Raw genomic sequence first — 22,972 nt, forward strand, 5'->3', positions numbered from 1 at the left:
TGTAGTAAATGGTGAAAAGGGTGAGGGGTAATTATTAATATAACTTTTTTGTTTGTTTCTCTCGTTATTTGTGGGGAACGTACTGTTTTAAAAGTATGGCTGGTCGAATAGGATAAGTTATTAAGTATTGGATAAATGCATGTAATGGCTATATTTTCATGTAAAAAAACACGTATGTTAAAAGAGTTAACGTACTCATGTTATAAAACCTAACATAAAGTTCTTGATTACTAAAAGTTTTTAGAATATAATTTTCTTATTGTTAGGAAGAGGGGGCAATGCAATTATGGATTTTTTAGCTAAGGTAATTGGGGATATAAATAATATCCTTTGGTCATATATCATTATTGCGATGTTAATTGGGTTAGGGCTCTATTTTTCATTTCGTGTGAAATTTGTCCAAGTTCGTTACTTCGGTGAAATGATTCGTTTGCTTGGGGATGGAGCAAGCTCGAAAACGAGGAAAGCGCAAAAAGAGAAGAGCGGCGTATCATCATTCCAAGCGTTTTGTATGAGTACAGCTTCTCGTGTAGGTACTGGTAACTTAGCTGGTGTAGCTATTGCGATCTCAGCAGGTGGTCCAGGAGCAGTATTTTGGATGTGGTTAATCGCGGTAATTGGGGGTGCTTCTGCATTTGTAGAGAGCACATTAGCGCAAATTTATAAAGTAAAAGATGGGAATGCATTCCGTGGGGGCCCAGCGTATTATATGGAAAAGGGTTTAAAGAAACGCTGGTTAGGTGTTGTGTTCTCTGTTCTAATAACAGTAAGTTTCGGATTGATTTTTAACGCTGTACAGTCTAATACTGTAGCGGCTGCCTTTGATGGGGCGTTCAAAACAGATAGTAGATTAGTAGGTCTTGTTATGGCTGTTTTACTTGCAGTTATTATTTTCGGTGGAGTAAAACGAATTGCTCGCGCGGTTGAAATGATTGTTCCAGTAATGGCAATTATTTATGTAGCAGTGGCATTATTCGTTGTTGTAACAAACATTACGGCAATTCCATATGTATTTAAAGAAATTTTCTTACATGCTTTCGGAATTAAAGAAGTAGTAGGCGGAGGATTAGGAGCTGCGATTTTATTAGGGGTAAAACGTGGGTTATTCTCAAATGAAGCAGGTATGGGTAGTGCGCCGAACGCAGCAGCGACTGCAAACGTAACGCACCCAGTTAAACAAGGTTTCATTCAAACTTTAGGGGTATTTACTGATACATTATTAATTTGTAGTTGTACAGCATTTATTATTCTTTTATCAGATGTGCATAATGCAGCTGATTTAAACGGAATTCAATTAACGCAGCAGGCGTTAAGTCAACATATCGGTCCATGGGCTTCTATATTTGTAGCAGTGGCAATCTTCTTGTTTGCGTTCAGTTCATTAGTAGGTAACTACTACTATGGTGAAACAAATATTGAATTCTTAAATGGAAGTAAAGTGTTATTAACAGCGTACCGCATTGCTGTACTTGGTATGGTTATGCTAGGATCTGTAGCGACAATTCAAATCGTTTGGGATTTAGCAGATTTATTTATGGGAATTATGGCTGTTATTAACTTAGTAGCAATTGTATTCCTTTCTAAGTATGCTTTCGCAGCGTTATCAGATTATATTAAGCAAAAGAAACAAGGGAAAGATCCAGTCTTTTATGCGGAGTCTATTCCAGGTTTGAACAATACAGAGTGTTGGGATGAGTCAGCGGTAGCTGATAAAGAAAAAGCGGTATAATGAAAAGGGCATCAAGTGAAACTTGATGCTCTTTTTTTGTTTTATTCAACTATTTGCAGATAGTAAAAGACGAACATTCATAGACGTTTTATAATAAAATGTAATTTTTTAAAGAAAAGTGCGGATATGAGTTGTGATTTATGTTAGAATGGAAAATGCCTTTGAAATAAGAGGTTTTATGATCTTTCCTATCCAATTGAAGATTTTGGAGGAGAAATGGAAAGTTCGGATTATTTCTTGTTTTGAATGGTCAGACGTTCAACGTTAATGAAGAGTTAAATGGAGGATTTTATTAATGAAGTTTGTTATGTTCCTTGTAGGATTACTCGTTGTATTTGTACTCGGTTTTCTTATAAGTGCCGATCGAAAGAAGATTAAGTATAAACCAATCGCAATTATGCTTATTATTCAGCTAGCATTATCTTATTTCTTATTAAATACGCAAGTTGGTTATATTTTAGTAAAAGGAATTTCAGATGGATTTGGCGCACTTCTTGGATATGCGGAAGCTGGAATCGTTTTCGTATTTGGTGGTCTTGTTAATAAAGGAGAGGTTTCATTCTTCTTAACAGCGTTATTACCAATCGTATTCTTTGCGGTTTTAATCGGAATTCTGCAACACTTTAAAATTTTACCGATATTTATTCGTGCTATTGGTACGTTGTTAAGTAAAGTAAATGGTCTAGGAAAACTAGAATCATATAACGCAGTAGCAGCTGCCATTGTTGGACAAGCAGAAGTATTTATTACAGTAAAAGATCAATTAAGTAAAATCCCAAAACATCGTTTATATACATTATGTGCATCTTCTATGTCGACAGTGTCGATGTCAATCGTTGGTTCTTATATGAAAATGATCGAACCGAAATATGTAGTAACAGCACTTGTATTAAATTTATTTAGTGGTTTCATTATCATTCATATTATTAACCCGTACGATATTACAGAAGAAGAAGATACACTGAAATTAGAAAATAAGAAAAAACAATCATTCTTTGAAATGCTGAGCGAGTACATTATGCTTGGTTTCACGATTGCGATTACAGTAGCAGCTATGTTACTCGGTTTCGTAGCATTAATTACAGCAATCAATAGCTTGTTTGATACAATGTTCGGTATTACATTCCAAGCTATTTTAGGATATATTTTCTCACCATTAGCATTCGTAATGGGCATCCCGCAAGCAGAAATGGTAACAGCGGGACAAATTATGGCAACAAAATTAGTATCAAACGAGTTTGTTGCGATGCTTGATCTTGGTAAAGTAGCTGGTGATTTATCGGCTCGTACGGTTGGTATTCTCTCTGTATTCCTTGTATCATTTGCGAACTTCTCATCTATCGGAATTATTGCAGGTGCAACGAAAGGTATCGATGAAAATCAATCAAATGTTGTATCATCATTTGGTCTACGCCTTGTGTACGGTGCGACATTAGTAAGTATTCTATCAGCGATTATCGTTGGTGTTATGTTATAAAAAAAGGATGGCTCTAGCTCATAGCTAGGGCTATTTTTTTATGGTAAATTTACATGAAAAAACCAATTAATTAGGAATATATTAACATATAAAAATCTTTTAAAATTTATATTGCATTTCGTCTAGATAACGCTTACAATTTGATTTGTAGGTGGTATCAATTTCAGACTTTCAAGTATGGTAGGAGAGAAGAAGCTACCTTTTATAAATTGCAATTTATGTAAACGCTTACTGATTTTAGATGACAGTTGAATAGTTTTAGGGGTTTTAAATTTTTTTAACAACAATGGTCAGACGTCATTCGTTATACGTTATACGACCAATAACTCGTGGGAGAAGTGGAGGATTCACATATGAAGTTCGTAATGTTTCTAGTCGGTTTACTTGTAGTGTTTGTACTAGGTTTCCTTATTAGTTCAGATCGTAAGAAAATTAAATATAAACCAATTGCACTTATGCTTGTCATTCAATTGGTACTTGCGTATTTCTTACTAAATACAAAGGTCGGATTTGTATTAGTAAAAGGGATCGCAGATGGATTTGGCGCTATTTTAAAATTTGCGGAAGCTGGGGTTAATTTCGTATTTGGTGGTCTAGCAAACGATGGACAAGCACCATTCTTCTTAACAGTATTATTACCGATTATTTTCTTAGCAGTATTAATCGGGATTCTGCAACATATTAAAGTTTTACCGATTATCATTCGTGCAGTCGGTTTCCTATTAAGTAAAGTTAACGGTTTAGGAAAACTAGAATCATATAATGCGGTAGCAGCTGCAATCGTTGGTCAAGGGGAAGTATTCATTACAGTAAAAGATCAACTAAGCAAATTACCGAAAAATCGTTTATACACACTTTGTGCATCTTCAATGTCTACAGTATCGATGTCAATTGTCGGTTCTTATATGAAAATGATTGATCCAAAATATGTAGTAACAGCACTTGTATTAAACTTATTCAGTGGATTCATTATCGTTCATATCATTAATCCATATGAAGTAAAAGAAGAAGACGATATTTTAGAATTACAAGAAGACAAGAAACAAACATTCTTTGAAATGTTAGGCGAATATATTATGCTTGGTTTCTCAATCGCTGTAACAGTAGCGGCGATGTTAATCGGTTTCGTGGCATTAATTACAGCAATTAATGGTGTATTCGATTCAATTTTCGGAATCACATTCCAAAGCATTTTAGGATATATCTTCTCACCATTAGCATTCGTAATGGGTATTCCAACATCAGAGATGTTACAAGCAGGACAAATTATGGCAACAAAATTAGTAACGAATGAATTCGTTGCAATGCTTGATCTTGGTAAAGTAGCTGGTGATTTATCAGCTCGTACAGTAGGTATTTTATCTATCTTCCTTGTATCATTTGCGAACTTCTCATCTATCGGAATTATCGCAGGTGCAACGAAGAGTATCGATGGCAAACAAGCAAACGTTGTATCATCATTCGGTTTAAAACTTGTATACGGTGCAACATTAGTAAGTATATTATCAGCGATTATCGTTGGGGTTATGCTTTAATAAATTAAGAAAAGCAATGAGCGTAGGCTCATTGCTTTTTTTGTTTAACTTGCTTTATCCAAGTCTCTTTTAAAACGTGGTTTCTCTAAATAAGTTCCCAGTCTCCACACATATTCCACTGGCCCCATTCGGTATTTCTGGAGCCAATAGGTGCTAACGAATAATTGAATTGTATAAATTCCGATGGTTAAAAGAATACCGAAGAAATAGCCGATTTTCCCGTATAAGCCAAATCCATATGCGTAAAAAATGGTTGTTGCGATAATAGATTGCGCTAAGTAATTACTAACGGACATTTTCCCCATGCTCGCCATGTATGTTAGTAGACGGGTTGCTTTTTTGTAATGGAATAATAAAATGATTGTGCTTCCGTAAAAGAAGGTCATAGTTACTGGTGTAAGACCATCTTGTAACATAATTAAAACCGGGTGTTTTATGAACATAGCTAAGATTTTAATTGTAAAAGAGAAGAGACCGGTGGCAAACCATATTTTTTTGACAGCAGGTATATGTTTACTGACCTCAAATAGCCAGCCTTTTTTCCCTACATACATTCCGAGTAGGAACAGTGGAGACATAAAAATTATTGCGAAAACTGATATGAAAAATAATCCGAATGCACCGTCAATTCCCATGTAATCAAAAGGATTTTCAGTCAATCTAAAGTTGACGTGATCCATATAGCTTCCAGTTTGATGGACTTTATGTTCTTTTTCAGTATAAGGTGCGAAATCATTTATATTTGTAGATGGATCAGTTTGATAAGACATAAGTGTAATAAGTGCGAGTAGAATAATCGCCCAAATAAGCAAAGTTTTCGGTTTTCGATTGATGAATATCATTAAAAAAATCCCGATTATTCCGTATGCAAATAAAATATCTCCCTCCCAAACAAAAGTGCCGTGAATGTAGCCGAGTAGTAAAAGAATGATAATACGTCTTATGTATGTGGGGAAGAATTTTTTTCCTTTTGCGATAATACTTTTTTGTAACAAAATAATGCTAAGCCCAAATAGAAAAGAAAATAGGGATATAAAGTTATGTGTGCCGAAAAATTGAATAAACCAATTAGCACCTTTATCAAGATCGCCAAATAGATAAGTTGGTTTTTCACTGGTGAAGAACCCAAATTGAATTAATGTCATATTGACTAGTAAAATGCCAAACAAAGCGAAACCACGAATTGCATCAACAGCTTCTACACGTTGATTCATTTTTCCTCTCCTCGTATATTCGTTTTTATATTGAAAATAATACCATTTTATATCTGGCACTATGTCAAATATGAGGAAATTTAAGGAGATTTTAAGATAGAGAGCAAACAAAAAAATCACCTTAATACATGTATTAAGGTGATTGAAATATTACTCAGCTGGAGGCGTAAATGTACGTTTCTCTAATTCAGCATCTAGCATAAACAGTGCGTTTGAATCGCTTGTAATACGTTTTAATTTTTGAATGATGCTATCGAATGAAGCTTCTTCTTCAACTTGTTCGTCAACGAACCATTTTAAGAATGTAATTGTTGCATGTTCACGCTCGTCCCAAGCGATATCAGATAAGTTGTAAATACGTTTCGTTACTTCACGCTCGTGCTCAAGTGCGACTTCAAAAGCGTTTAATACAGATTCGTATTCGTTATTCGGATTATCAAATCCAGTAATAATAGCGCGCTCTCCGCGGTCATTAATATAGTTGTAAAGCTTCATTGCGTGGAAACGTTCTTCTTCAGCTTGTACAAGGAAAAAGTTAGCGAATCCATCATAGCTCTCAGCTGTACAGTAAGCAGCCATTGCCATATAAGCATGGGCAGAGTAAAATTCAAAGTTCATTTGTTCATTTAATGCGTCGTGCAATTTTTTTGATAACATAAAATCCCCCTTAGTATTGTGACAAGAATATTATACCATAATTGATAATATTCTCATTTAGATACTTCGAACCTTTTTGAAAGCTTTGCGACGTGTGCGTCCATAATGTCTTGTAAGTCTAAATCATATTTTTGCGAAAGAATAATAAGGTTAGATAGTACATCGCCAAGTTCTTCTTTTAGTTCTTGTTTTAGCTCTTCTTCTGTTTTCGCATCTTCATCAGGGCGATCGCGGCCAATTTCAATAGCACGAACGACTCGTGAAACTTCCCCAACTTCCTCGGTTAAGAAATTTAAGCGAATAAAGGCATTATACTGTGACCAGCTTCGTTTTTCGTAAAATTCCTCAACCCATCTTTGAAATGCAACGATATCCATTTCTTCCTCATCTCCTCAATATGTTGTACAATGTCAATTGTATCATAACAATATATAGTTTCGGGGTGTAGGAATGAGAAAGATTTGTGTGTTTGCAGGTTCTAATTTAGGGGAGAGACCAGAATTCAAAGAGCAGGCAATTCAGTTAGGTAAAATGTTTGTTGAGAACGAGTATGAGCTTGTATACGGTGGTTCATGCGTTGGATTAATGGGAGAAGTAGCAAACGAAGTTCTTCGTTTAGGTGGACGTGTAACAGGTGTTATGCCGCGCGGTCTATTTCGAGGAGAAATTGTGCATACAGGATTAACAGAATTAATTGAAGTAGAGACGATGCATGAACGTAAAGCGAAAATGGCAGAGCTTGCGAATGCTTTTATCGCGCTTCCAGGCGGATACGGAACGTTTGAAGAACTATTTGAAGTTGTATGTTGGTCACAAATTGGTATACATAATAAGCCGGTTGGTTTATTAAACATAAAAGGTTTTTACGGACCAATTTTGCAAATGGTTGAACGTGCAGCAGAAGAAGGATTTATGAATTCATCAAATAAAGAATTGATCGTTTCAGCTAAGACAGCAGATAAACTAATTCATGCAATCCAAAATTATGAGCGTCCTGTTTTGGGAACGAAGTGGAAGCAACTATCATAGCAAATACGGAAACACGGAAACACATGTCGTTTTAATTTAAGATGGCATGTGTTTTTAATTTAGTTAAATATGTTAATGTTTAGATGTAATGTTTTGGGAAAGGAGAAATAGATGGAGGAGTTCGTATATTTACGTCCGGTTTTTAAAAGTATTTTAGCAGCGTCTATTCTTGTTATGCTAATTGTTTTGAGACAGAAGAAAGAGTTGATTAATGAATTTTCGCTTTGGTTTATCTCGGTATTGTGTATCGGTGTTTCAGCGATAACGTTGTTTATGTCCGGATTTATCGTTGATGAGTATAATCTAGGTGGAGATCCACAATCGTTTTGTATGTTTATTGCGATTGGTTGTATTAGTGGTCTGAATTTCATTATTTATTACAGAAGGCAATAAAAGAGGCATTCCATATTACTTTGGAATGCCTTTATCATTTTGATTGCTTTGTTTTTTATACAGGTACCAGCCACCCCAGCCGCCACCAATTGCTACGACAACGAGGAAAGCATAGTCCTTAACCTCGACACGTATATTGAAAATATTAGCTATAAGTAAGAGAATCCCAACTGTTATTAACGCAAAAAATGCTCTAATTAAGTAGTCTTTCAACTGAACCACTCCCGTCATTTAAGTAGTAAATGATGAATTTGGAAAAGCTAAAGGGTGTTTCCTATATTTTAACATAGATGAGATTGTAATATATTGATAAAAGTAGGGGAGAGGGGCGCTGATATTGTCGTGATTTGTCGGCAAATTGATATCCTTTGTCAAATCGTTGATATATTGCGAGTTATGATCGATATATTTGAAAAATCGTTGATATAATTTCGTGTACCGTTAAGTGCGACCATTACATAAAAAAGCGACTCTGAACGAGCCGCTTCCGCTTTTAATTATTATTGATTCAAGAACGCACGTAGCATCCAAGCGTGTTTTTCTAGTTCTGTGTAGATGCCTAGTAGTAGGTCAGATGTCATTTCATCGTCAGAGTCTTGAGCGATTTCCATGCCTTTTTTCAGTTCGACTAGCATCATTTCGTAGTCTTTCATGATTGCTTCGACCATCCCTTCTGCAGTTTCTCCGTATGCTGCTTCTTGAATAGAAGATAGTTCTAAGTATTCTTTCATTGTTGCTACTGGTTTGCCGCCAATTGCTAAAATACGTTCTGCAATTTCATCGATGTGAGTAGCTGATTCTGTGTAAAGTTCTTCGAATTTCTCGTGTAATGTGAAGAATTGAGGTCCTTTTACGTACCAATGGAAGTTGTGAAGTTTTGTGAATAAAACGCTCCAGTCTGCTACTTGTTTGTTTAATACTTCGATTACTTGTTTGTTCATTATGATCAATCTCCTTTTGAGTTGTTATGTGATATCAATTACTAATTTATAATCATTATAATCTAGTAATCTCTATAAATCAACCCTTTTGCTGGAATTAATTTGAACAAATTATGAACTGTTGTAAATAAAAGGCCCTATTACGGTGAAGTAATAGGGCCTTTGTTTGAGATATGGCTCTTGTTCTAAACGAGCCGCTTGTGCTTTTAGTGATATCCAGCTCCGGTGACTAGACCAGTCAGTCATTTCGCGCCTTCCTGTGAGGCAAAGAACGCCTCTTCGTCAGGAGCTCCAATGCCCTCCTGTTCTGAGCAAGTCACCTCCGCTTTTAATTAATATCCAGCTCCAGCGGCTAGAATCTCCGGTCATTTCGCTCTCTCGCTCGAAGCAAAAAGCGCTTCAAGGTCGAGAGCTTGAAGTGTCCTGCGGTTCTGAATGAGCCACTTCCGCTTTAAATGATATCCAGCTCCAGCGGCTAGAACAGTCGGTTGTTTCACTCCTTCATTCGAGGCAAAAAGCGCCTCGTAATCAGGAGTTCCAACACCCTCCTGTTCTGAACGAGCCACTTCCGCTTTTATTTGTTAAACGGCCTTTTGTTTTTCTTCTACATCCTGCCCATCCCAGCACTCTGTATTTTTTAAGCCAGGGATAGAGTTTGCAACGAAGACAGGATCTTTTCCTTGTTTCTTTTGCTTCAAATAGTCTACTAATGCAGCGTAAGCAAATTTGCTAAGGAATGAGATGGCAATTAAGTTTGTGAATACCATTAGTCCCATGAATAAATCAGCTAAACTCCAAACTGTTTTAAGAGCAGCGATTGATCCGAAGAATACCATTCCGACAACTGCAACACGATAAATCATTAACCATGTTTTACTTTCTTTAATGAATGCGATATTTGTTTCACCATAATAGTAGTTTCCTAGAAGTGAACTGAAAGCGAATAGGAAAATAATAATCGCTAAGAAAGTGCTTGCCCACGGTCCAATTTGTGAACTTAATGCGTTTTGTGTTAATTCGATACCTTCTAAATTTGATCCTTTGTAAAGTCCAGAACATAATACGATAAATGCTGTTGATGTACATACTAAGAATGTATCTACGAAAACGCCTAATGCTTGAACAAGCCCTTGTTTTACAGGGTGAGATACATCAGATGTTGCGGCTGCATTAGGAGAGCTACCCATTCCTGCTTCCGTAGCGAATAAACCGCGCTGAATTCCGAACTTGATTGCTGCTCCAATACCACCAGCGATGGCTTGGTCTAAACCGAATGCACCGTTAAAGATTTCCATGAAAATGCTTGGTAACATACTGAAGTTGTTAATAACGACAAAAATAGCCACGCCGATATAAACGATTGCCATTGGCGGAACAATCATTTCTGTAATACGTGAAATGCTCTTAATGCCACCAAAAATAATAACTGCAACTAATAAGGCTAATAGAGCTCCTACGATTGTTCGCTCTAGTCCAAAAGCATTTTCAAACGCTATTGTTACTGTATTTGCTTGCACTGAATTGAAAATTAATCCGTACGCAACTGTAATAAGAAGTGAAAACCAGACGCCCATCCAGCGTTTGTTTAACCCTTTTTCCATGTAATATGCTGGTCCACCACGGAACCTACTTCCATCTTTTACTTTATAAATTTGCGCAAGTGTACATTCTACAAAACTAGTAGCTGCTCCGATAATTGCGATAAACCACATCCAAAATATTGCGCCAGGTCCACCCATTGAAATTGCTAATGCTACACCAGCTAAGTTTCCGATACCGATACGTGCTGCTGCACTTAAGCAAAATGCTTGGAATGGTGAGATGCTATCTTTCTTTTTTTCTTTTCGATTAAACCCTTTACTAATTAAGCTGACCATCTCACTGAAATGAGTAATTTGGACAAATTTTAATTTAAAAGAGAAGTAAAGACCGAAGCCGATTAGCATTGCAATAAGAATATATGACCATAAAATATTATTCGTTACCTCAAGGAATCTGCTAAAGATATCAACCATATAATACACTTCCTTTTTTTCGTAATAAGAAAATTATATGCAAAAAATATACGAGAATCAATTTTTCTAAAAAATTACGTTACTTAAATCATTTTTGTGTTATGATTATGTTACATCGTAATATTTTTAGAATTATTTACATTTTAAAAAACTAAATTTAAAGCGAGAAGGTGGGGATAATTTGAAAGAAGATTCTTTATGGAAAGTAAGTCTTGAGAGTTTGAAAATGAGAAGTAATATATTTTTTATCATTACATCTTTAAGTATCTTTTTAGGGTCCACTTATTATTACAATAAAAGATTTCCAAATCACAAATATCCTGAGTGGTTAGAATTTCTAAAGTTGATTGGATGAATAAAAGACAGAAAAACAGAAAATTAAAATAAACAAGTTATGGAGGAGCTAAAAATGAATATTAGAGAAAGTGAACTTCCAGGTATTGGTTATAAGTTTCAAATCGTTACGAAAGGTAACGAAAAGATGGTAATTGTCATTCATGATGATGGTCGTAGAGAAATGTATCATTTTGATTCAGATCATGAAGAAAGCATCTCAAGTATTTCACTACGTGACTCAGAGGCGAGACAAATCGCTGCAATATTAGGTGGAATGGTATATAAGCCTAGGGCGTTAGAAAATGTTGAGATGGTTTTTGAAGGTTTAGCGATTGAGTGGTTCAAAGTGGAGAATACAGCTCCAGCAATCGGAAAAACAATTGGCGATCTTGAAATAAGAAAAACATATAGCGTAACAATAATCGCGGTTATGAAGAAGAACATGAAGAAGCTATTTAATCCAGGACCAGAAACAGTAATTGAAGAAGGAGATATGCTTGTAGTTTCAGGTGAGAGAGAAGAAATTAAAAAAATCATTAATGAATTACTTTCAAATAGGGGGGACTGATTAGATGGATACGTTAATTTTTGAAGTTGGTACAGCTTTAGTTTTAGTGGCAATTGCAGCAGTAATTGCTGGAAAATTTAAATTCTCAGTAATTCCTTTTCTAATCGTTCTTGGAATGTTAGTAGGACCGCATGCACCGACAATAGGTGTTATCGATCTCAAATTTATTGAAAGTGCAAGTGTAATTTCCTTCCTTGGACGGATTGGGGTTCTATTCCTTCTATTCTATCTAGGATTAGAATTTTCAATGAAAAAACTAATTAAATCTGGACGCTCTATTGCGATTGGCGGAACGATTTATATTTTAATTAACTTTTCACTTGGTTTGTTATACGGATTTATAATGGGATTCCCATTACTAGAAATCTTAATTATTGCGGGTATTATTACGATTTCTTCTAGCGCTATCGTTGCTAAAGTGTTAGTGGACTTAAGAAGAACTGGTAATAATGAAACCGAATTAATTTTAGGAATTATTATGTTTGAAGATATATTCCTTGCTGTATACCTATCAGTTGTTTCTGGTTTAGTACTAGGGGATCACGCTTCCTTCTTAGGTGCCCTTACTTCAATTGGAATTGCTTTAGGATATATGCTTCTATTCTTTATAGTAGCTAGAAAGGCTACGCCGTTATTAAATAAATTGCTCAATATTAGCTCAGATGAAATCTTTATTATTGTAGTATTTGCTTCATTATTCTTCATTGCTGGTTTTTCAGAAACAATTCACGTTGCAGAAGCAATTGGAGCACTTCTTCTAGGATTAGTTTTCTCTGAGACAGAGCATAGTGACCGAATTGAACATCTTGTTGTTCCATTTAGAGACTTTTTCGGAGCTATTTTCTTCTTCAGCTTCGGGTTAAGTATTGATCCGTTCTCATTAGGCGGAGCGATATGGTTAACGTTAGGTGCTGTCTTTCTTACGATAATCGGTAACTTTGTAGCAGGAATGATTGCAGGAAGACAAGCTGGATTATCTCATAAAGCATCAACAAATATCGGATTAACAATCGTTTCAAGAGGAGAGTTCTCCATCATTATGGCTAATATCGGTATCGCCGGTGGTTTAATGTCAGTACTGAAACCATTCTCAGCACTATACGTGCTTATACTATCCATTTTAGGCCCACTTTTGACAAAAGAGTCGAAGAATGTATATAAATTCTTAAATAAAATCTTTAAGTGGGATACGAAGACTAACTAAACTAAATTTTAAAAAATAAAAGTACAAGATATTTTCTGCTTGTACTTTCATTTTTGTAATGAAAACAGTAAAGAGAGGTACATGATGTTAGGAGAGTTGATCCATTCGGTTTTAGTTTTTTTAGAAGGACTTGGTTATTGGGGAATTATGCTTGGATTAATGCTAGAGGTTATTCCAAGTGAAATCGTATTGTCTTATGCAGGTTATTTAGTATCAACAGGAAGCATTACATTTTGGGGCGCTGTCGCGTTCGGTACAATTGGTGGTGTAATTGCACAACTATTCATTTATTGGATTGGTCGATATGGAGGAAGACCTGTTCTTGAGCGATATGGAAAATATATTTTAATTCAGAAGAAACATATTGATTATGCTGAAGATTGGTTTAATCGTTATGGAACTGGCGTTATCTTTACCGCACGTTTTATTCCGGTTGTGCGGCATGCTATTTCGATACCAGCGGGTATTGCGAAAATGTCACATGCTAAGTTTATTACGCTAACTACATTAGCTGTTATTCCGTGGTCAATTGTGTTTGTATATTTAGGTTTTAAATTAGGAACAGAGTGGGAAAGTATTAATAAAGTTGCGGGGCCATATGTGAAATACTTTGCACTTGCTGCTATTGTTTGTGCAATTGGTTATTTTGTATTAAAAAAAATGATGAAAAAAAAGTGATTACAGAAAAGGAATCTATGTCGACGTAGATTCCTTTTTTATTGGCATTTTTTCAAGGATGAAAGAATACGTTTAATATTTACCATATTGTGGCATACATATAGAAAAAGGGTGCTTGGAAAGGGGAATAAAGAGAAATGGAACTCCAGTTTCAAAATGTATATCAACAGGTAGAGAATTGGTATGTGTTGGATTCGGAGCTTCCTTGGGATGTCAAAAAGTTGAGAGAGGATTTGTTTTCTCTTATTGGAGTATGTAAAACGCCCGTTATTTTTTGTGATACGTGTGATGCAAATGATGTGCTTCTATCATTAGGGGAAGAGGAAGAAGAGTTCCTATTCCCAGTAGGTGGTTTTTATCATAAAGAAAAGCAATTAATTTTCGTTTGTATGTGGGAAGAGTATGATCAAGTTCTCAAAACGCTACTGCATGAATTCCGCCATGCGATGCAGCATAAGAGAGATATATTGTATGTGGGAAGTGAACGGTACGAAGAGCGGTGGATTGAAAAAGATGCGAGGAAGTTCGCGGAGAGGAAATTGGATGAATATAAGAGTAGAAAGTTAATGTAAAGCATAGTGGAGAAATAGCGCTGTGCTTTTTGTGCTTATAAAAAATAAGTATTTGACTTTTAATAAGTTTAGTTCTAAACTAATGATATGAAACGAGCGAGGTGATGAAATGAAAACAGAAGATAGACTAGGGCTACTATTATGGTTTCGTTTGTCACGCTTTTATAATAAGAGTATTCGTGAGACGAATCAGCATTTGAAAAAATGGAATATATCTGCCGCCCAGTTTGATGTGTTAGCTCAAGTTGGAGGACATAATCGTTTAACGCAGCAAGAACTTGGAAATAAGCTATTTGTTACGAAAGGAAATGTAACGCAGCTTTTAAATAAAATGGAGCAGCTTGAGTGGATTTTGCGTGAACAAGAGGGTACTACGAAATATATTTCTTTAACAGAAAAGGGAAGAGCTTTATATGAGGAAATCGTCCCACCTCAAGAAACGTTCCAAGCAGAGAAGTTTCATAATTTAAATATAGAGGAACAAAAGCAGTTATTAACACTATTAAAAAAGTTACAGTAAGAAAAAATTTTAAAATAAATCTCGAATTCGAGATAGTATGAGGTGAAGGATATGTTTAGAAAAGTTGATCATAAAAATATGGGCAGAGCAAATCATGGTTGGTTAAATACACATTTTCATTTTTCTTTTGCCAATTACTACAATCCAAATAACATGAACTTCGGAGCGTTACGTGTTATTAATGATGATCTAGTAGCGGCGCAAACTGGTTTTGATATGCATCCGCACCGTGATATGGAGATTATTTCTTACGTTGTAGATGGTGCTTTAACACATGAAGACAGCATGGGAAATCGCGGAACAATTGAGCGTGGACATGTTCAATATATGAGTGCTGGCACGGGTGTATTTCATAGCGAGCATAATTTAGGCGATGAAACGCTGCGTTTATTACAAATTTGGATTTTACCAGACCGCGCAGATCATAAACCAAACTATGGTGAGTTTAAATTTGATTGGAGCAAGCGTGAAGATGAATGGTTCCATATGGTATCTTCAGTAGAAGGAAATGCACCAATTCAAATTCACCAAGATGCGAATTTATATTCTTTATCATTAGAGGCTGGAAAAGAAATTCATTTTCCAGTGAAAGAAGGCCGTCAATTGTACCTTGTACAAATTGAAGGAAGCAGTGTAATAAATGGTGAAACGTTTGTTATGCGGGATGCAGCAGAATCTGTAGAAGAAGATATTCACATTCAAGCGAAAGAGCAATCACACTATTTAGCAATTGAATTGAAAAAACAATAAAAGGTTTATAGAAAAGAGGACATCCGATAGATGTCCTCTTTTTTTGATTGGAATTGTCTGAAAAATGTTTCTCAAATTTTTGGTAGAGGTATCGGCTGGGAAAATAAGAATTGTATAAAAGTGTCAAAAATCTTTATGGGAATGGGGAATGTTATAGTGAAAAAGCAAGTCATTTCATCAGCATTAGCGTTAACTGTTATCGCCGGGGGATTTGGAGCGTTTGGGGCAACGACAACGAAAGCGGAAGAACAAAAAATTCAATATCATCAAGAATTTAAAACACCTGCATACATAGGTGAAGAATGGAAAGCACCGGAAGGACTAGATAAAAAAGAGACAGTCTTTCAATACTTAGAGAGTAAGAAAGATATGTTTAAATTAGCAGGAAATATTGAAAAGCATTTTAATATCGTTGGGGAAGAAAAAGACGCTGAATCTGATACGACACACGTGAAGCTAGTTGAGAAACATAATAACATTCCTGTGTACGGTTCTGATCAAACTGTTACACTTGATAAAGAGAATAATGTAAAAGCATTCTTCGGACAAGTTATTCCGAATTTAGATGATAAAAATATTCCTGCAGCTGCAAGCATTACTGCGGAACAAGCAGAAACAATTGCAAAGGCAGATATTGAGAAAGAAATTGGTAAAGTAAAGAGTTATGATGGTGTGAAAAAAGATTTATTTGTATATGAAAAAGACGGTAATTACTACCTTGCATACTTAGTTAAGGCATCGATTTCAAAACCAGCTCCAGGGTATTGGCATTATTTTGTTGATGCAACGAATGGAAATGTTATTGAGAAATATAACGCTGTAGATAACATTACTGGATTTGGTTACGGAGTATTAGGTGCTAGACAATCATTTGAAATTGCTCAAGATACGAAAACAGGACAATTCAACTTGTTTGATGGTAAACGAGGACAAGGTGTTCATACATTTGATGCAGAAAATATGGACGAGAACTGGTTTAATTTATTCTCACAATGGCTTGGATATACAGGAGAAGAAGTTGAAAGTAAATCTAAGTTCTTCGAAGATAAAGCTGCAGTTGATGCGCATGTAAATGCAGGAAAAGTATATGATTACTACAAAAAGACATTTAATCGTAACTCTTTCGATGATAAAGGTGCGAAACTTATTTCAACTGTTCACGTAGGGGAGAGCTGGAATAACGCAGCTTGGAATGGTGTGCAAATGATGTACGGTGATGGCGATGGAAAAACGTTCATTCCATTATCTGCTGGACTTGATGTTATCGGTCACGAATTAACGCATGCTGTAACTGAACATACAGCAAACCTTGTTTACAAAAATGAGTCAGGGGCGTTAAATGAATCGTTATCTGATATTATGGGTGTTATGGTTGAGAAGAAGAGCTGGGATTTAGGTGCTGATATTTATACACCTGATAAACCTGGTGATGCACTTCGCTCTCTTAAAGACCCAGCGTCTATTCCAAATCCATTAAAACCAAGTGAAGGTTACCCAGATCACTATAGTAAACGTTATACTGGAACAGCTGATAATGGCGGTGTTCATATTAACAGCAGTATTAACAATAAAGCTGCATATTTAGTATCTGAAGGCGGAGATCATTACGGCGTGAAAGTAACTGGTGTGGGCCGTGAAGCGACAGAAAAAATTTACTACCGTGCTCTTACGAAATATTTAACTGCAAATTCTGACTTCAAAATGATGCGTCAAGCTGCTCTTCAGTCAGCTGAAGATTTATATGGTAAAAACTCTAAAGCTGTACAAGCTGTAACGAAAGCTTATGATGCAGTAGGTGTAAAATAATAAGAGAAAAGACCTGACATCCTAGTCAGGTCTTTTCTTTATCCCGCTATCCGCAAATGATGAAATTTCCACTTTATTTAGTCGCGAATGCCTAATGCGATTTTCGCCATACGTGACATACGTTCTTTCGACCACGGTGGATTCCAAACGACATTTACTTCTATTTCATTAACTTCAGGTACGTTCGTTGATAATACTTTTTTAACGTCTGATACGATTTGCCCAGCCATTGGACAACCGATAGAAGTCATAGTCATCGTAATGACAGCATTATTATTTTCATCTGCTGTAACATCATAAACTAATCCAAGATTAACGATATCAACACCTAGTTCAGGGTCAATAACAGCCTCTAAATTGGCAAGTAATTTATTTTCAAATGCTTCTTGTGACATAAGCAGCCCCTCCTACACTTTAATGATATCGATTCTCATTATAACGGAAATGAGCATAATGTGCAGGAAATGAGCTCAAAAAAATATCCCTCTTTCAAAGAAGGGATATTTTTTGAACATCTATTCTGTTTTAAAATGAGATACGAGTTGATCTAACTCTTCAACTATTTGTTTCATTTTTCCAGCAGTTACTGCCATTTCATTCATAACAATAACTTTCTGTTCAGCAGATTGTGCCGTTGCGGCAGTTTCGCTCGATACTTCAGTAGAGATAGAAGCGATGTTATTAAGTGAAGCGTTCATTTCTTCAGCACTTGCAGCCATTTCTTCAGCAGTTGCTGATATATCTTGCATTTGAGTAGATACTTTATTTACTTGTTCTACAATTGTTGTGAAAGAAGTACCAGCTTCACGAATAACATTGATACCTTCAAATGCTTCAGAACGGCCTTGAGACATCATAGAGCTAGCAGTTTCTGTATCATTTTGAATTTGATGTAGTAATTGATTAATGTCTGTTGCAGCTGTTTTAGATTGTTCAGCAAGTTTTCGAACTTCGTCAGCTACGACAGCAAATCCTTTTCCTTGCTCACCAGCACGAGCTGCCTCAATAGAAGCATTTAAAGCAAGTAAGTTTGTTTGCTCAGCAATATTAGAAATAGATTGTACAGCAGTATCAATATATTTCGTATGAGTGATTAGACGTTCAACCACTTCTGACGTAGCATTTACAGCTTCGTGTATTGTTGTCATTTGTGAAACAGATTTTTGGATAACGGTACTGCCATCGCTAGCATGTTCAGATGTGGCAACAGCAAGTTCCGCTACAGATGAAGCAGATTCAGCAATGCGCTGAACACTTACTGCCATATCATCCATTGCAGTTGAACTTTCTTCCATACTAGAAGTTTGTGATTGAATACTTGCATTTAAGTTGGACATCGAGCTTTGGACTCTTAATGTCGCCTCACGTGATGTATTCGTTTTTTCTAGCATATTTTCAGAAGCGGTTTGTACTTCCACTGATGTTTTTTGAACACGATTAATAATATGTTGTAGGTTTTCTAACATTTTATTAAATGATGTTGCGATAGCACCTATTTCATCGTTGCTATTTACTTGTAGACGTGCCGTTAAGTCACCTTCTTGAGAGGCCAATTCTTTTAGTTTCGTGTCAATTTGTTGAATTGGTTTCACCAGTTTACCAGAGAACCACCATGCAAGAATAATTGCAACGATAATACATACAACAAGTGATAAGAAAATAACATATTCGATTAAGAGTGCAGATTGATCAATTTTTTCAATAGATTGTTCACGTAATTTAGCTTGTTCATTACTGTAATTTGTGAAGTCACCAATTACTTTATAGACCGTTCCGTTTTCTGAAGAAGCTACTTGTAAAGCTTCTTCCCATTTTTGTTCTTTTGCAAGAGTGAATACTTTTTCTTCAATGAACTTTCTCCAAGTAGACCCTAATTCCATTGTGCTTTTTACGGACGAAGAAAGATTTGGATTAGAAAGAAGTTTATCTTTTGAATCCTCAAGACGTTTACTCATCTCATTAAACTTGTCTAATTCGACTTGATCATGTTGTAGTAAATAACCTCTTAAAGCAGAGAGCTGTACTTGATAAGCGTCTCCACGCTCTTTCAATTCTGTTGCCAGTGGAGAAATTTCTTTTTGTAATGTTTCAGCTTTACGAGATTGGTCGATAGCAAAAAATAAAATAAATGCTAAGGCGACACCAAATAAAGCGCAAATCGTTCCCATCATGAACATAAGTTTTTTTCTGATACTTACAAAATTCATATAATTAAAAGCCTCCTTTGTGAAATCTTAGTATTAGAATTAATAAATGTAAAAAATTGAAAGAAAGCTTTACTCCAGTTGGAATAAAGCTTTCTTATTTCCTTTAGGAATTATAGCAGACGGAATGAGAGATAGAAAGAGATATTTTAAAGTGAAAAAAGAGAGACTGTAAAACTTTCATTCCTATAACTTTGAGCTCGTGTCATTTTCACTTTAAGCGTTTGTTTTGAAATGAGAGACGAGAACTTCAAGTTCTTGTACGATTGTTTTCATTTCAGATGATTTGTTAGCCACGATACTCATTTTGTTTACTTGATCACCAGCCGAATGCGCTGTTTGTGATGTTTCTGCAGCAACTTCGTTTGAAATAGAAGCGATATTATTTAAAGCTGCGTTCATTTCTTCAGAGCTTGCAGCCATCTCTTCAGCAGTTGCAGACATTTCTTGCATTTGTGTAGAGACTTTGTTAATGTGGTTAACAATTTCTGAGAATGAAGATCCGGCGGTACGAATAACCGTAATTCCTTCAGAAGCTTCTGCTTGACCTTGTGTCATCATATCATTTGCTATTTTTGTATCAGCTTGAATTTGATGAAGTAAATGGTTAATGTCAGTTGCGGCTAGTTGAGATTGTTCAGCAAGTTTTCGAACTTCATCGGCAACAACAGCGAATCCTTTGCCGTGTTCACCAGCACGAGCTGCTTCAATAGAAGCATTTAAAGCGAGCAAATTTGTTTGGTCGGCGATATTTGAAATAGATTGAAGTGCAGTATCAATATGGTTTGTATGTGTAATGAGTCGCTCAACTACTTGTGATGTAGCGTTAACAGCTTCGTTAATTGTATGCATTTGTGTAATAGATTTCTCAATGACTTTATTCCCATCATCTGCTTTTTCTGAAGTTGTGACAGCTAAACTAGTAACAGAAGAGGCGGACTCAGCGATACGCTGAACACTCGTTGCCATGTCATCCATTGCGGTTGAACTTTCTTCAATGCTAGAAACTTGTGAACGAATATTGTGTTCAAGAGCATTCATAGTTTCTTGGGTTCTTGCGGTATTTTCCATAGAAGCGGTTGTTTCGATAAATACATTTTCGGAAGCTTCTTTTACACTTGTTGATGTTTGTTGAACTTGTTTTATTATATGCTGTAAGTTAGTGAGCATTTGATTAAAGGAATTTGCAATGTCACCAATTTCATCTTTACTTGTTACGTGTAATCTAGCCGTTAAATCTCCGTCTTGAGAAGCTAATTCTTTTAACTTCTCATCAATTTGTCGAATTGGTTTAACGAGTTTACCAGAGAACCACCATGCTAATAAGATAGACGTTAATGTACATGTAATAAGTGAGAAGAAAATAATATATTGAATAAGTGATGAAGAAGACTCGACATCAGCAATTAATGCGTCACGTTTCTCATTCTCTTCATTTGTATATTTATTAAAACGACCTAAAAGATCATTTACATAATCTGTTTGTGATAAAGCAATTTTAGATGCTTCGTCCCATTTTCCTTCACGCGCAAGAGGTAGTACCTCATTATCTATGACGCTACGCCATTTTCCACCCATTAAAATAGCTTCTTTCATTCCTTCTGGGAGCTTCTTGTCACTTGTTACTTTCTCTCTAGTATCAGCTAATTTTTTCCCTTCTCGATTGAACTTATCTAATCCTTTTTGATCATGTGATAGCAAATATTCTTGTAAACCAGCAACTTGTGCTTGGAACCAATCGCCACGTTCTTTTAAAATCGTCGCTCTTTTTGATACATCATTTTTTAACGTTTCGATTTCACTTGCTTGATTCATGGCGAATGAAAGAATAACAATAAGAGCAATACTAAATAAAGAAGAAATGCTTAAGAGTGTGAACAGTAGTTTTTTTCGAATACTAACATATTTCATCGTTACCCCTACCCTTATTTAAACTGTTTATTATGATTTATAGATATTTAAAACAAAATTAATAAAAACATTATTATGAAGTTATTAATCTGTTCAATGAAAATTATAGCAGATAATGGAAGGAGTCAGATTAGTATTAGAAAAAGTTCTTAAAATGTATACATTTGCATATCATAAAATTCATAAATAAATATTAGAAATGCTATTGAAATTTGAAATGACATCATGTATACTTCTAATTAGTTGATAACGATTATCAGTATCAACTAAAAACATTACTCTTCGTTATGTTGGTCATACCCCTTTTTGACGACGTAAGTCAGAGACGAAATGTTGAAATATCTTGTGTCCTATTCTACAGAATTATGGTAATCTCCAACCTCAACTTATATGCGTGAGCATGCAAAAAGGATCCTATCCGTGAAGGGATCCTTTTTTGCATGCTGTCGCAATTATTGTATATAGACCAGGGATACGTTCTTCGATTCCTTCTGGTGCAGTAGAAGGAAAGACCCATCTTTGATGAGATCCATGTTCTTCAACTAGTTTTTCGATTTTAAAACGTTCTTCCGCAAGTGTTGTAATGATTTCTCCTAGCGTCCAGCGACGGATGGTTGTTTTAGGTAGCGATTCTTTCTGTGCTTCTGTAAGAAGGATGCTATAAGCAACATCATCTTCAATTAATTCTTCATCGAAATAATTTCCATTGGCCTTAAATGATGGGTGGTCGACTCCTAATAATTTTGTGTAAACAGGATGATAGTCACGAAGTATAAGCATTCCATCTCGCTTAAGTAAAGTAGCAATTTTTTGAAAGAGTGGTTTTAAATCTAGAAAGTAATGGAGTACACCAAGTTCCAGCAATACGATATCAAATGATTCGGAGAGCTGCACATTTAATACATCAGAAACGACATACTGGATAGAGACACCTGCTGCGTCCGCAAGTTCATTTGCATATTTTGCATTACTTGCTGAAATATCAACAACTGTTACGTCAGAGCCTAAAAGGGCAAGTGCGACAGCTTTATTTCCTTTTGAGCCGAGTAAGTTAATAATACGTTTTCCTTTTGGAGATTGTATGTAAGGTAAATAATGTGCTACTTCGCGTGTGGGATCTTCCATAATTTTTTTTGCATAATCCTCTGGCGCCCCATGGCGATTCGTCCAAGCTTCATAAGCAGCTGTATTCCAGCTTTTTTCATTTATAGTGCTTAGTTGTTTTTGGTTCAATGTTATCACTCCTTTTGTGAACGTATAGGTATTCGGCGGGAGGATGGGATTTCCTTTTCGTTCTGGATAAAAGTTTGATTTTTCTGTGATTAAGTCGTACAATACTTGTTATACGTAAAAGCGTTGAAAAGGAAAAGTAGGATGAACACATTCTTTCCAGAGAGCTTCGGTAGCTGAGAAGAAGCAAGAATATTCATTTG

22 protein-coding genes and 1 other annotated feature (1 of these 23 only partly in view) are annotated in these 22,972 nt (G+C 35.7%); of the genes, 12 read left to right on the top strand and 10 right to left on the bottom strand.

The window, feature by feature from the left end:
- Positions 1 to 286 precede the first annotated feature (286 nt).
- From ACTFRM_RS27500 to ACTFRM_RS27510, 3 genes are all read left to right on the top strand, one after another.
- Positions 287 to 1,729, top strand: coding sequence for an alanine/glycine:cation symporter family protein (locus tag ACTFRM_RS27500; protein ID WP_000346376.1), 1,443 nt, complete (start codon positions 287 to 289; stop codon positions 1,727 to 1,729).
- 295 nt (positions 1,730 to 2,024) lie between these two features.
- On the top strand, positions 2,025 to 3,206 hold the full coding sequence (locus ACTFRM_RS27505; RefSeq protein WP_000673841.1) for a NupC/NupG family nucleoside CNT transporter: 1,182 nt from the start codon (positions 2,025 to 2,027) through the stop codon (positions 3,204 to 3,206).
- Between the two features lie 353 nt (positions 3,207 to 3,559).
- On the top strand, positions 3,560 to 4,741 hold the full coding sequence (locus ACTFRM_RS27510; protein WP_000673874.1) for a NupC/NupG family nucleoside CNT transporter: 1,182 nt from the start codon (positions 3,560 to 3,562) through the stop codon (positions 4,739 to 4,741).
- Positions 4,742 to 4,785: 44 nt separating this feature from the next.
- Here the strand turns inward: ACTFRM_RS27510 and ACTFRM_RS27515 are convergent, their stop codons facing one another.
- The 3 genes from ACTFRM_RS27515 to ACTFRM_RS27525 all read right to left on the bottom strand — a co-directional run bounded on the left by ACTFRM_RS27515 (position 4,786) and on the right by ACTFRM_RS27525 (position 6,989).
- Complete coding sequence (locus ACTFRM_RS27515) at positions 4,786 to 5,955, bottom strand: DUF418 domain-containing protein (RefSeq protein ID WP_001076348.1); 1,170 nt, start codon at positions 5,953 to 5,955, stop codon at positions 4,786 to 4,788.
- A gap of 150 nt (positions 5,956 to 6,105) precedes the next feature.
- A complete protein-coding gene (locus ACTFRM_RS27520) occupies positions 6,106 to 6,612 on the bottom strand; it encodes a ferritin (RefSeq protein ID WP_000949403.1) in 507 nt (168 codons plus the stop codon).
- Positions 6,613 to 6,665: 53 nt separating this feature from the next.
- Positions 6,666 to 6,989 carry a MazG nucleotide pyrophosphohydrolase domain-containing protein gene (locus ACTFRM_RS27525; protein ID WP_000355744.1) on the bottom strand — a complete coding sequence of 108 codons (324 nt, stop codon included), beginning with the start codon at positions 6,987 to 6,989 and terminating at the stop codon, positions 6,666 to 6,668.
- 88 nt (positions 6,990 to 7,077) lie between these two features.
- On the opposite strand from ACTFRM_RS27525, the gene ACTFRM_RS27530 reads away from it, so the two are divergent.
- Both ACTFRM_RS27530 and ACTFRM_RS27535 read left to right on the top strand, forming a co-directional pair.
- A complete protein-coding gene (locus tag ACTFRM_RS27530) occupies positions 7,078 to 7,641 on the top strand; it encodes a TIGR00730 family Rossman fold protein (protein ID WP_440043804.1) in 564 nt (187 codons plus the stop codon).
- Between the two features lie 111 nt (positions 7,642 to 7,752).
- The gene (locus ACTFRM_RS27535) at positions 7,753 to 8,034 is read left to right on the top strand and encodes a hypothetical protein (protein WP_000390910.1); all 282 of its coding nucleotides are present in this window, start codon (positions 7,753 to 7,755) and stop codon (positions 8,032 to 8,034) included.
- Positions 8,035 to 8,049: 15 nt separating this feature from the next.
- On the opposite strand, the gene ACTFRM_RS27540 is transcribed toward ACTFRM_RS27535, so the two are convergent.
- The 3 genes from ACTFRM_RS27540 to ACTFRM_RS27550 all read right to left on the bottom strand — a co-directional run bounded on the left by ACTFRM_RS27540 (position 8,050) and on the right by ACTFRM_RS27550 (position 10,990).
- The gene (locus ACTFRM_RS27540; RefSeq protein ID WP_000656312.1) at positions 8,050 to 8,247 is read right to left on the bottom strand and encodes a hypothetical protein; all 198 of its coding nucleotides are present in this window, start codon (positions 8,245 to 8,247) and stop codon (positions 8,050 to 8,052) included.
- Positions 8,248 to 8,534: 287 nt separating this feature from the next.
- Entirely contained in the window at positions 8,535 to 8,975 is a 441-nt protein-coding gene (locus ACTFRM_RS27545) for a Dps family protein (RefSeq protein WP_001041895.1), read from the bottom strand.
- 581 nt (positions 8,976 to 9,556) lie between these two features.
- Positions 9,557 to 10,990, bottom strand: coding sequence for an alanine/glycine:cation symporter family protein (locus ACTFRM_RS27550; RefSeq protein WP_000227591.1), 1,434 nt, complete (start codon positions 10,988 to 10,990; stop codon positions 9,557 to 9,559).
- A gap of 409 nt (positions 10,991 to 11,399) precedes the next feature.
- Here ACTFRM_RS27550 and ACTFRM_RS27555 point away from each other — a divergent pair, with 409 nt between their 5' ends.
- From ACTFRM_RS27555 to nprB, 7 genes are all read left to right on the top strand, one after another.
- Positions 11,400 to 11,894 carry a cation:proton antiporter regulatory subunit gene (locus ACTFRM_RS27555; RefSeq protein WP_001026075.1) on the top strand — a complete coding sequence of 165 codons (495 nt, stop codon included), beginning with the start codon at positions 11,400 to 11,402 and terminating at the stop codon, positions 11,892 to 11,894.
- Between the two features lie 4 nt (positions 11,895 to 11,898).
- Entirely contained in the window at positions 11,899 to 13,098 is a 1,200-nt protein-coding gene (locus tag ACTFRM_RS27560) for a cation:proton antiporter (protein ID WP_440043790.1), read from the top strand.
- 84 nt (positions 13,099 to 13,182) lie between these two features.
- On the top strand, positions 13,183 to 13,776 hold the full coding sequence (locus ACTFRM_RS27565) for a DedA family protein (protein ID WP_000900214.1): 594 nt from the start codon (positions 13,183 to 13,185) through the stop codon (positions 13,774 to 13,776).
- 137 nt (positions 13,777 to 13,913) lie between these two features.
- Positions 13,914 to 14,348, top strand: a complete 435-nt coding sequence (locus ACTFRM_RS27570; RefSeq protein ID WP_000422806.1) for a DUF3920 family protein — start codon at positions 13,914 to 13,916, stop codon at positions 14,346 to 14,348.
- Between the two features lie 109 nt (positions 14,349 to 14,457).
- Positions 14,458 to 14,868, top strand: coding sequence for a MarR family winged helix-turn-helix transcriptional regulator (locus ACTFRM_RS27575; RefSeq protein ID WP_000845467.1), 411 nt, complete (start codon positions 14,458 to 14,460; stop codon positions 14,866 to 14,868).
- A gap of 51 nt (positions 14,869 to 14,919) precedes the next feature.
- The gene (locus ACTFRM_RS27580; protein WP_000488927.1) at positions 14,920 to 15,618 is read left to right on the top strand and encodes a pirin family protein; all 699 of its coding nucleotides are present in this window, start codon (positions 14,920 to 14,922) and stop codon (positions 15,616 to 15,618) included.
- Between the two features lie 156 nt (positions 15,619 to 15,774).
- Entirely contained in the window at positions 15,775 to 17,424 is a 1,650-nt protein-coding gene (gene nprB / locus ACTFRM_RS27585; protein ID WP_000745123.1) for a neutral protease NprB, read from the top strand.
- A 77-nt stretch (positions 17,425 to 17,501) separates the two neighbouring features.
- Here nprB and ACTFRM_RS27590 read toward each other — a convergent pair whose 3' ends face one another.
- The 4 genes from ACTFRM_RS27590 to ACTFRM_RS27605 all read right to left on the bottom strand — a co-directional run bounded on the left by ACTFRM_RS27590 (position 17,502) and on the right by ACTFRM_RS27605 (position 22,772).
- Positions 17,502 to 17,819 (bottom strand): metal-sulfur cluster assembly factor, encoded by a 318-nt coding sequence (locus ACTFRM_RS27590; RefSeq protein ID WP_000076422.1) that lies wholly within the window; start codon positions 17,817 to 17,819, stop codon positions 17,502 to 17,504.
- 120 nt (positions 17,820 to 17,939) lie between these two features.
- Positions 17,940 to 19,631 (bottom strand): methyl-accepting chemotaxis protein, encoded by a 1,692-nt coding sequence (locus tag ACTFRM_RS27595; RefSeq protein ID WP_440043791.1) that lies wholly within the window; start codon positions 19,629 to 19,631, stop codon positions 17,940 to 17,942.
- A 213-nt stretch (positions 19,632 to 19,844) separates the two neighbouring features.
- Positions 19,845 to 21,539: a methyl-accepting chemotaxis protein gene (locus ACTFRM_RS27600; RefSeq protein WP_000878445.1), complete on the bottom strand. Its 1,695-nt coding sequence runs from the start codon at positions 21,537 to 21,539 to the stop codon at positions 19,845 to 19,847.
- Positions 21,540 to 21,953: 414 nt separating this feature from the next.
- Positions 21,954 to 22,772 (bottom strand): class I SAM-dependent methyltransferase, encoded by an 819-nt coding sequence (locus ACTFRM_RS27605; RefSeq protein WP_001072259.1) that lies wholly within the window; start codon positions 22,770 to 22,772, stop codon positions 21,954 to 21,956.
- 114 nt (positions 22,773 to 22,886) lie between these two features.
- Positions 22,887 to 22,972 (top strand) — a binding site (T-box leader); it runs 185 nt beyond the window's last position.

The organism is Bacillus cereus group sp. MYBK227-1, from assembly GCF_051916325.1.
In the GTDB taxonomy this organism is placed as follows: domain Bacteria; phylum Bacillota; class Bacilli; order Bacillales; family Bacillaceae_G; genus Bacillus_A; species Bacillus_A cereus.

Excerpts from the sequence above, each read along its gene's own strand:
- ACTFRM_RS27500 (WP_000346376.1), top strand. The coding sequence starts at position 287 with ATGGATTTTTTAGCTAAGGTAATTGGGGATATAAATAATATCCTTTGG.
- ACTFRM_RS27505 (WP_000673841.1), top strand. The coding sequence starts at position 2,025 with ATGAAGTTTGTTATGTTCCTTGTAGGATTACTCGTTGTATTTGTACTC.
- ACTFRM_RS27510 (WP_000673874.1), top strand. The coding sequence starts at position 3,560 with ATGAAGTTCGTAATGTTTCTAGTCGGTTTACTTGTAGTGTTTGTACTA.
- ACTFRM_RS27515 (WP_001076348.1), bottom strand. The coding sequence starts at position 5,955 with ATGAATCAACGTGTAGAAGCTGTTGATGCAATTCGTGGTTTCGCTTTG.
- ACTFRM_RS27520 (WP_000949403.1), bottom strand. The coding sequence starts at position 6,612 with ATGTTATCAAAAAAATTGCACGACGCATTAAATGAACAAATGAACTTT.
- ACTFRM_RS27525 (WP_000355744.1), bottom strand. The coding sequence starts at position 6,989 with ATGGATATCGTTGCATTTCAAAGATGGGTTGAGGAATTTTACGAAAAA.
- ACTFRM_RS27535 (WP_000390910.1), top strand. The coding sequence starts at position 7,753 with ATGGAGGAGTTCGTATATTTACGTCCGGTTTTTAAAAGTATTTTAGCA.
- ACTFRM_RS27545 (WP_001041895.1), bottom strand. The coding sequence starts at position 8,975 with ATGAACAAACAAGTAATCGAAGTATTAAACAAACAAGTAGCAGACTGG.
- ACTFRM_RS27550 (WP_000227591.1), bottom strand. The coding sequence starts at position 10,990 with ATGGTTGATATCTTTAGCAGATTCCTTGAGGTAACGAATAATATTTTA.
- ACTFRM_RS27555 (WP_001026075.1), top strand. The coding sequence starts at position 11,400 with ATGAATATTAGAGAAAGTGAACTTCCAGGTATTGGTTATAAGTTTCAA.
- ACTFRM_RS27560 (WP_440043790.1), top strand. The coding sequence starts at position 11,899 with ATGGATACGTTAATTTTTGAAGTTGGTACAGCTTTAGTTTTAGTGGCA.
- ACTFRM_RS27565 (WP_000900214.1), top strand. The coding sequence starts at position 13,183 with ATGTTAGGAGAGTTGATCCATTCGGTTTTAGTTTTTTTAGAAGGACTT.
- ACTFRM_RS27570 (WP_000422806.1), top strand. The coding sequence starts at position 13,914 with ATGGAACTCCAGTTTCAAAATGTATATCAACAGGTAGAGAATTGGTAT.
- ACTFRM_RS27575 (WP_000845467.1), top strand. The coding sequence starts at position 14,458 with ATGAAAACAGAAGATAGACTAGGGCTACTATTATGGTTTCGTTTGTCA.
- ACTFRM_RS27580 (WP_000488927.1), top strand. The coding sequence starts at position 14,920 with ATGTTTAGAAAAGTTGATCATAAAAATATGGGCAGAGCAAATCATGGT.
- ACTFRM_RS27590 (WP_000076422.1), bottom strand. The coding sequence starts at position 17,819 with ATGTCACAAGAAGCATTTGAAAATAAATTACTTGCCAATTTAGAGGCT.
- ACTFRM_RS27595 (WP_440043791.1), bottom strand. The coding sequence starts at position 19,631 with ATGAATTTTGTAAGTATCAGAAAAAAACTTATGTTCATGATGGGAACG.
- ACTFRM_RS27600 (WP_000878445.1), bottom strand. The coding sequence starts at position 21,539 with ATGAAATATGTTAGTATTCGAAAAAAACTACTGTTCACACTCTTAAGC.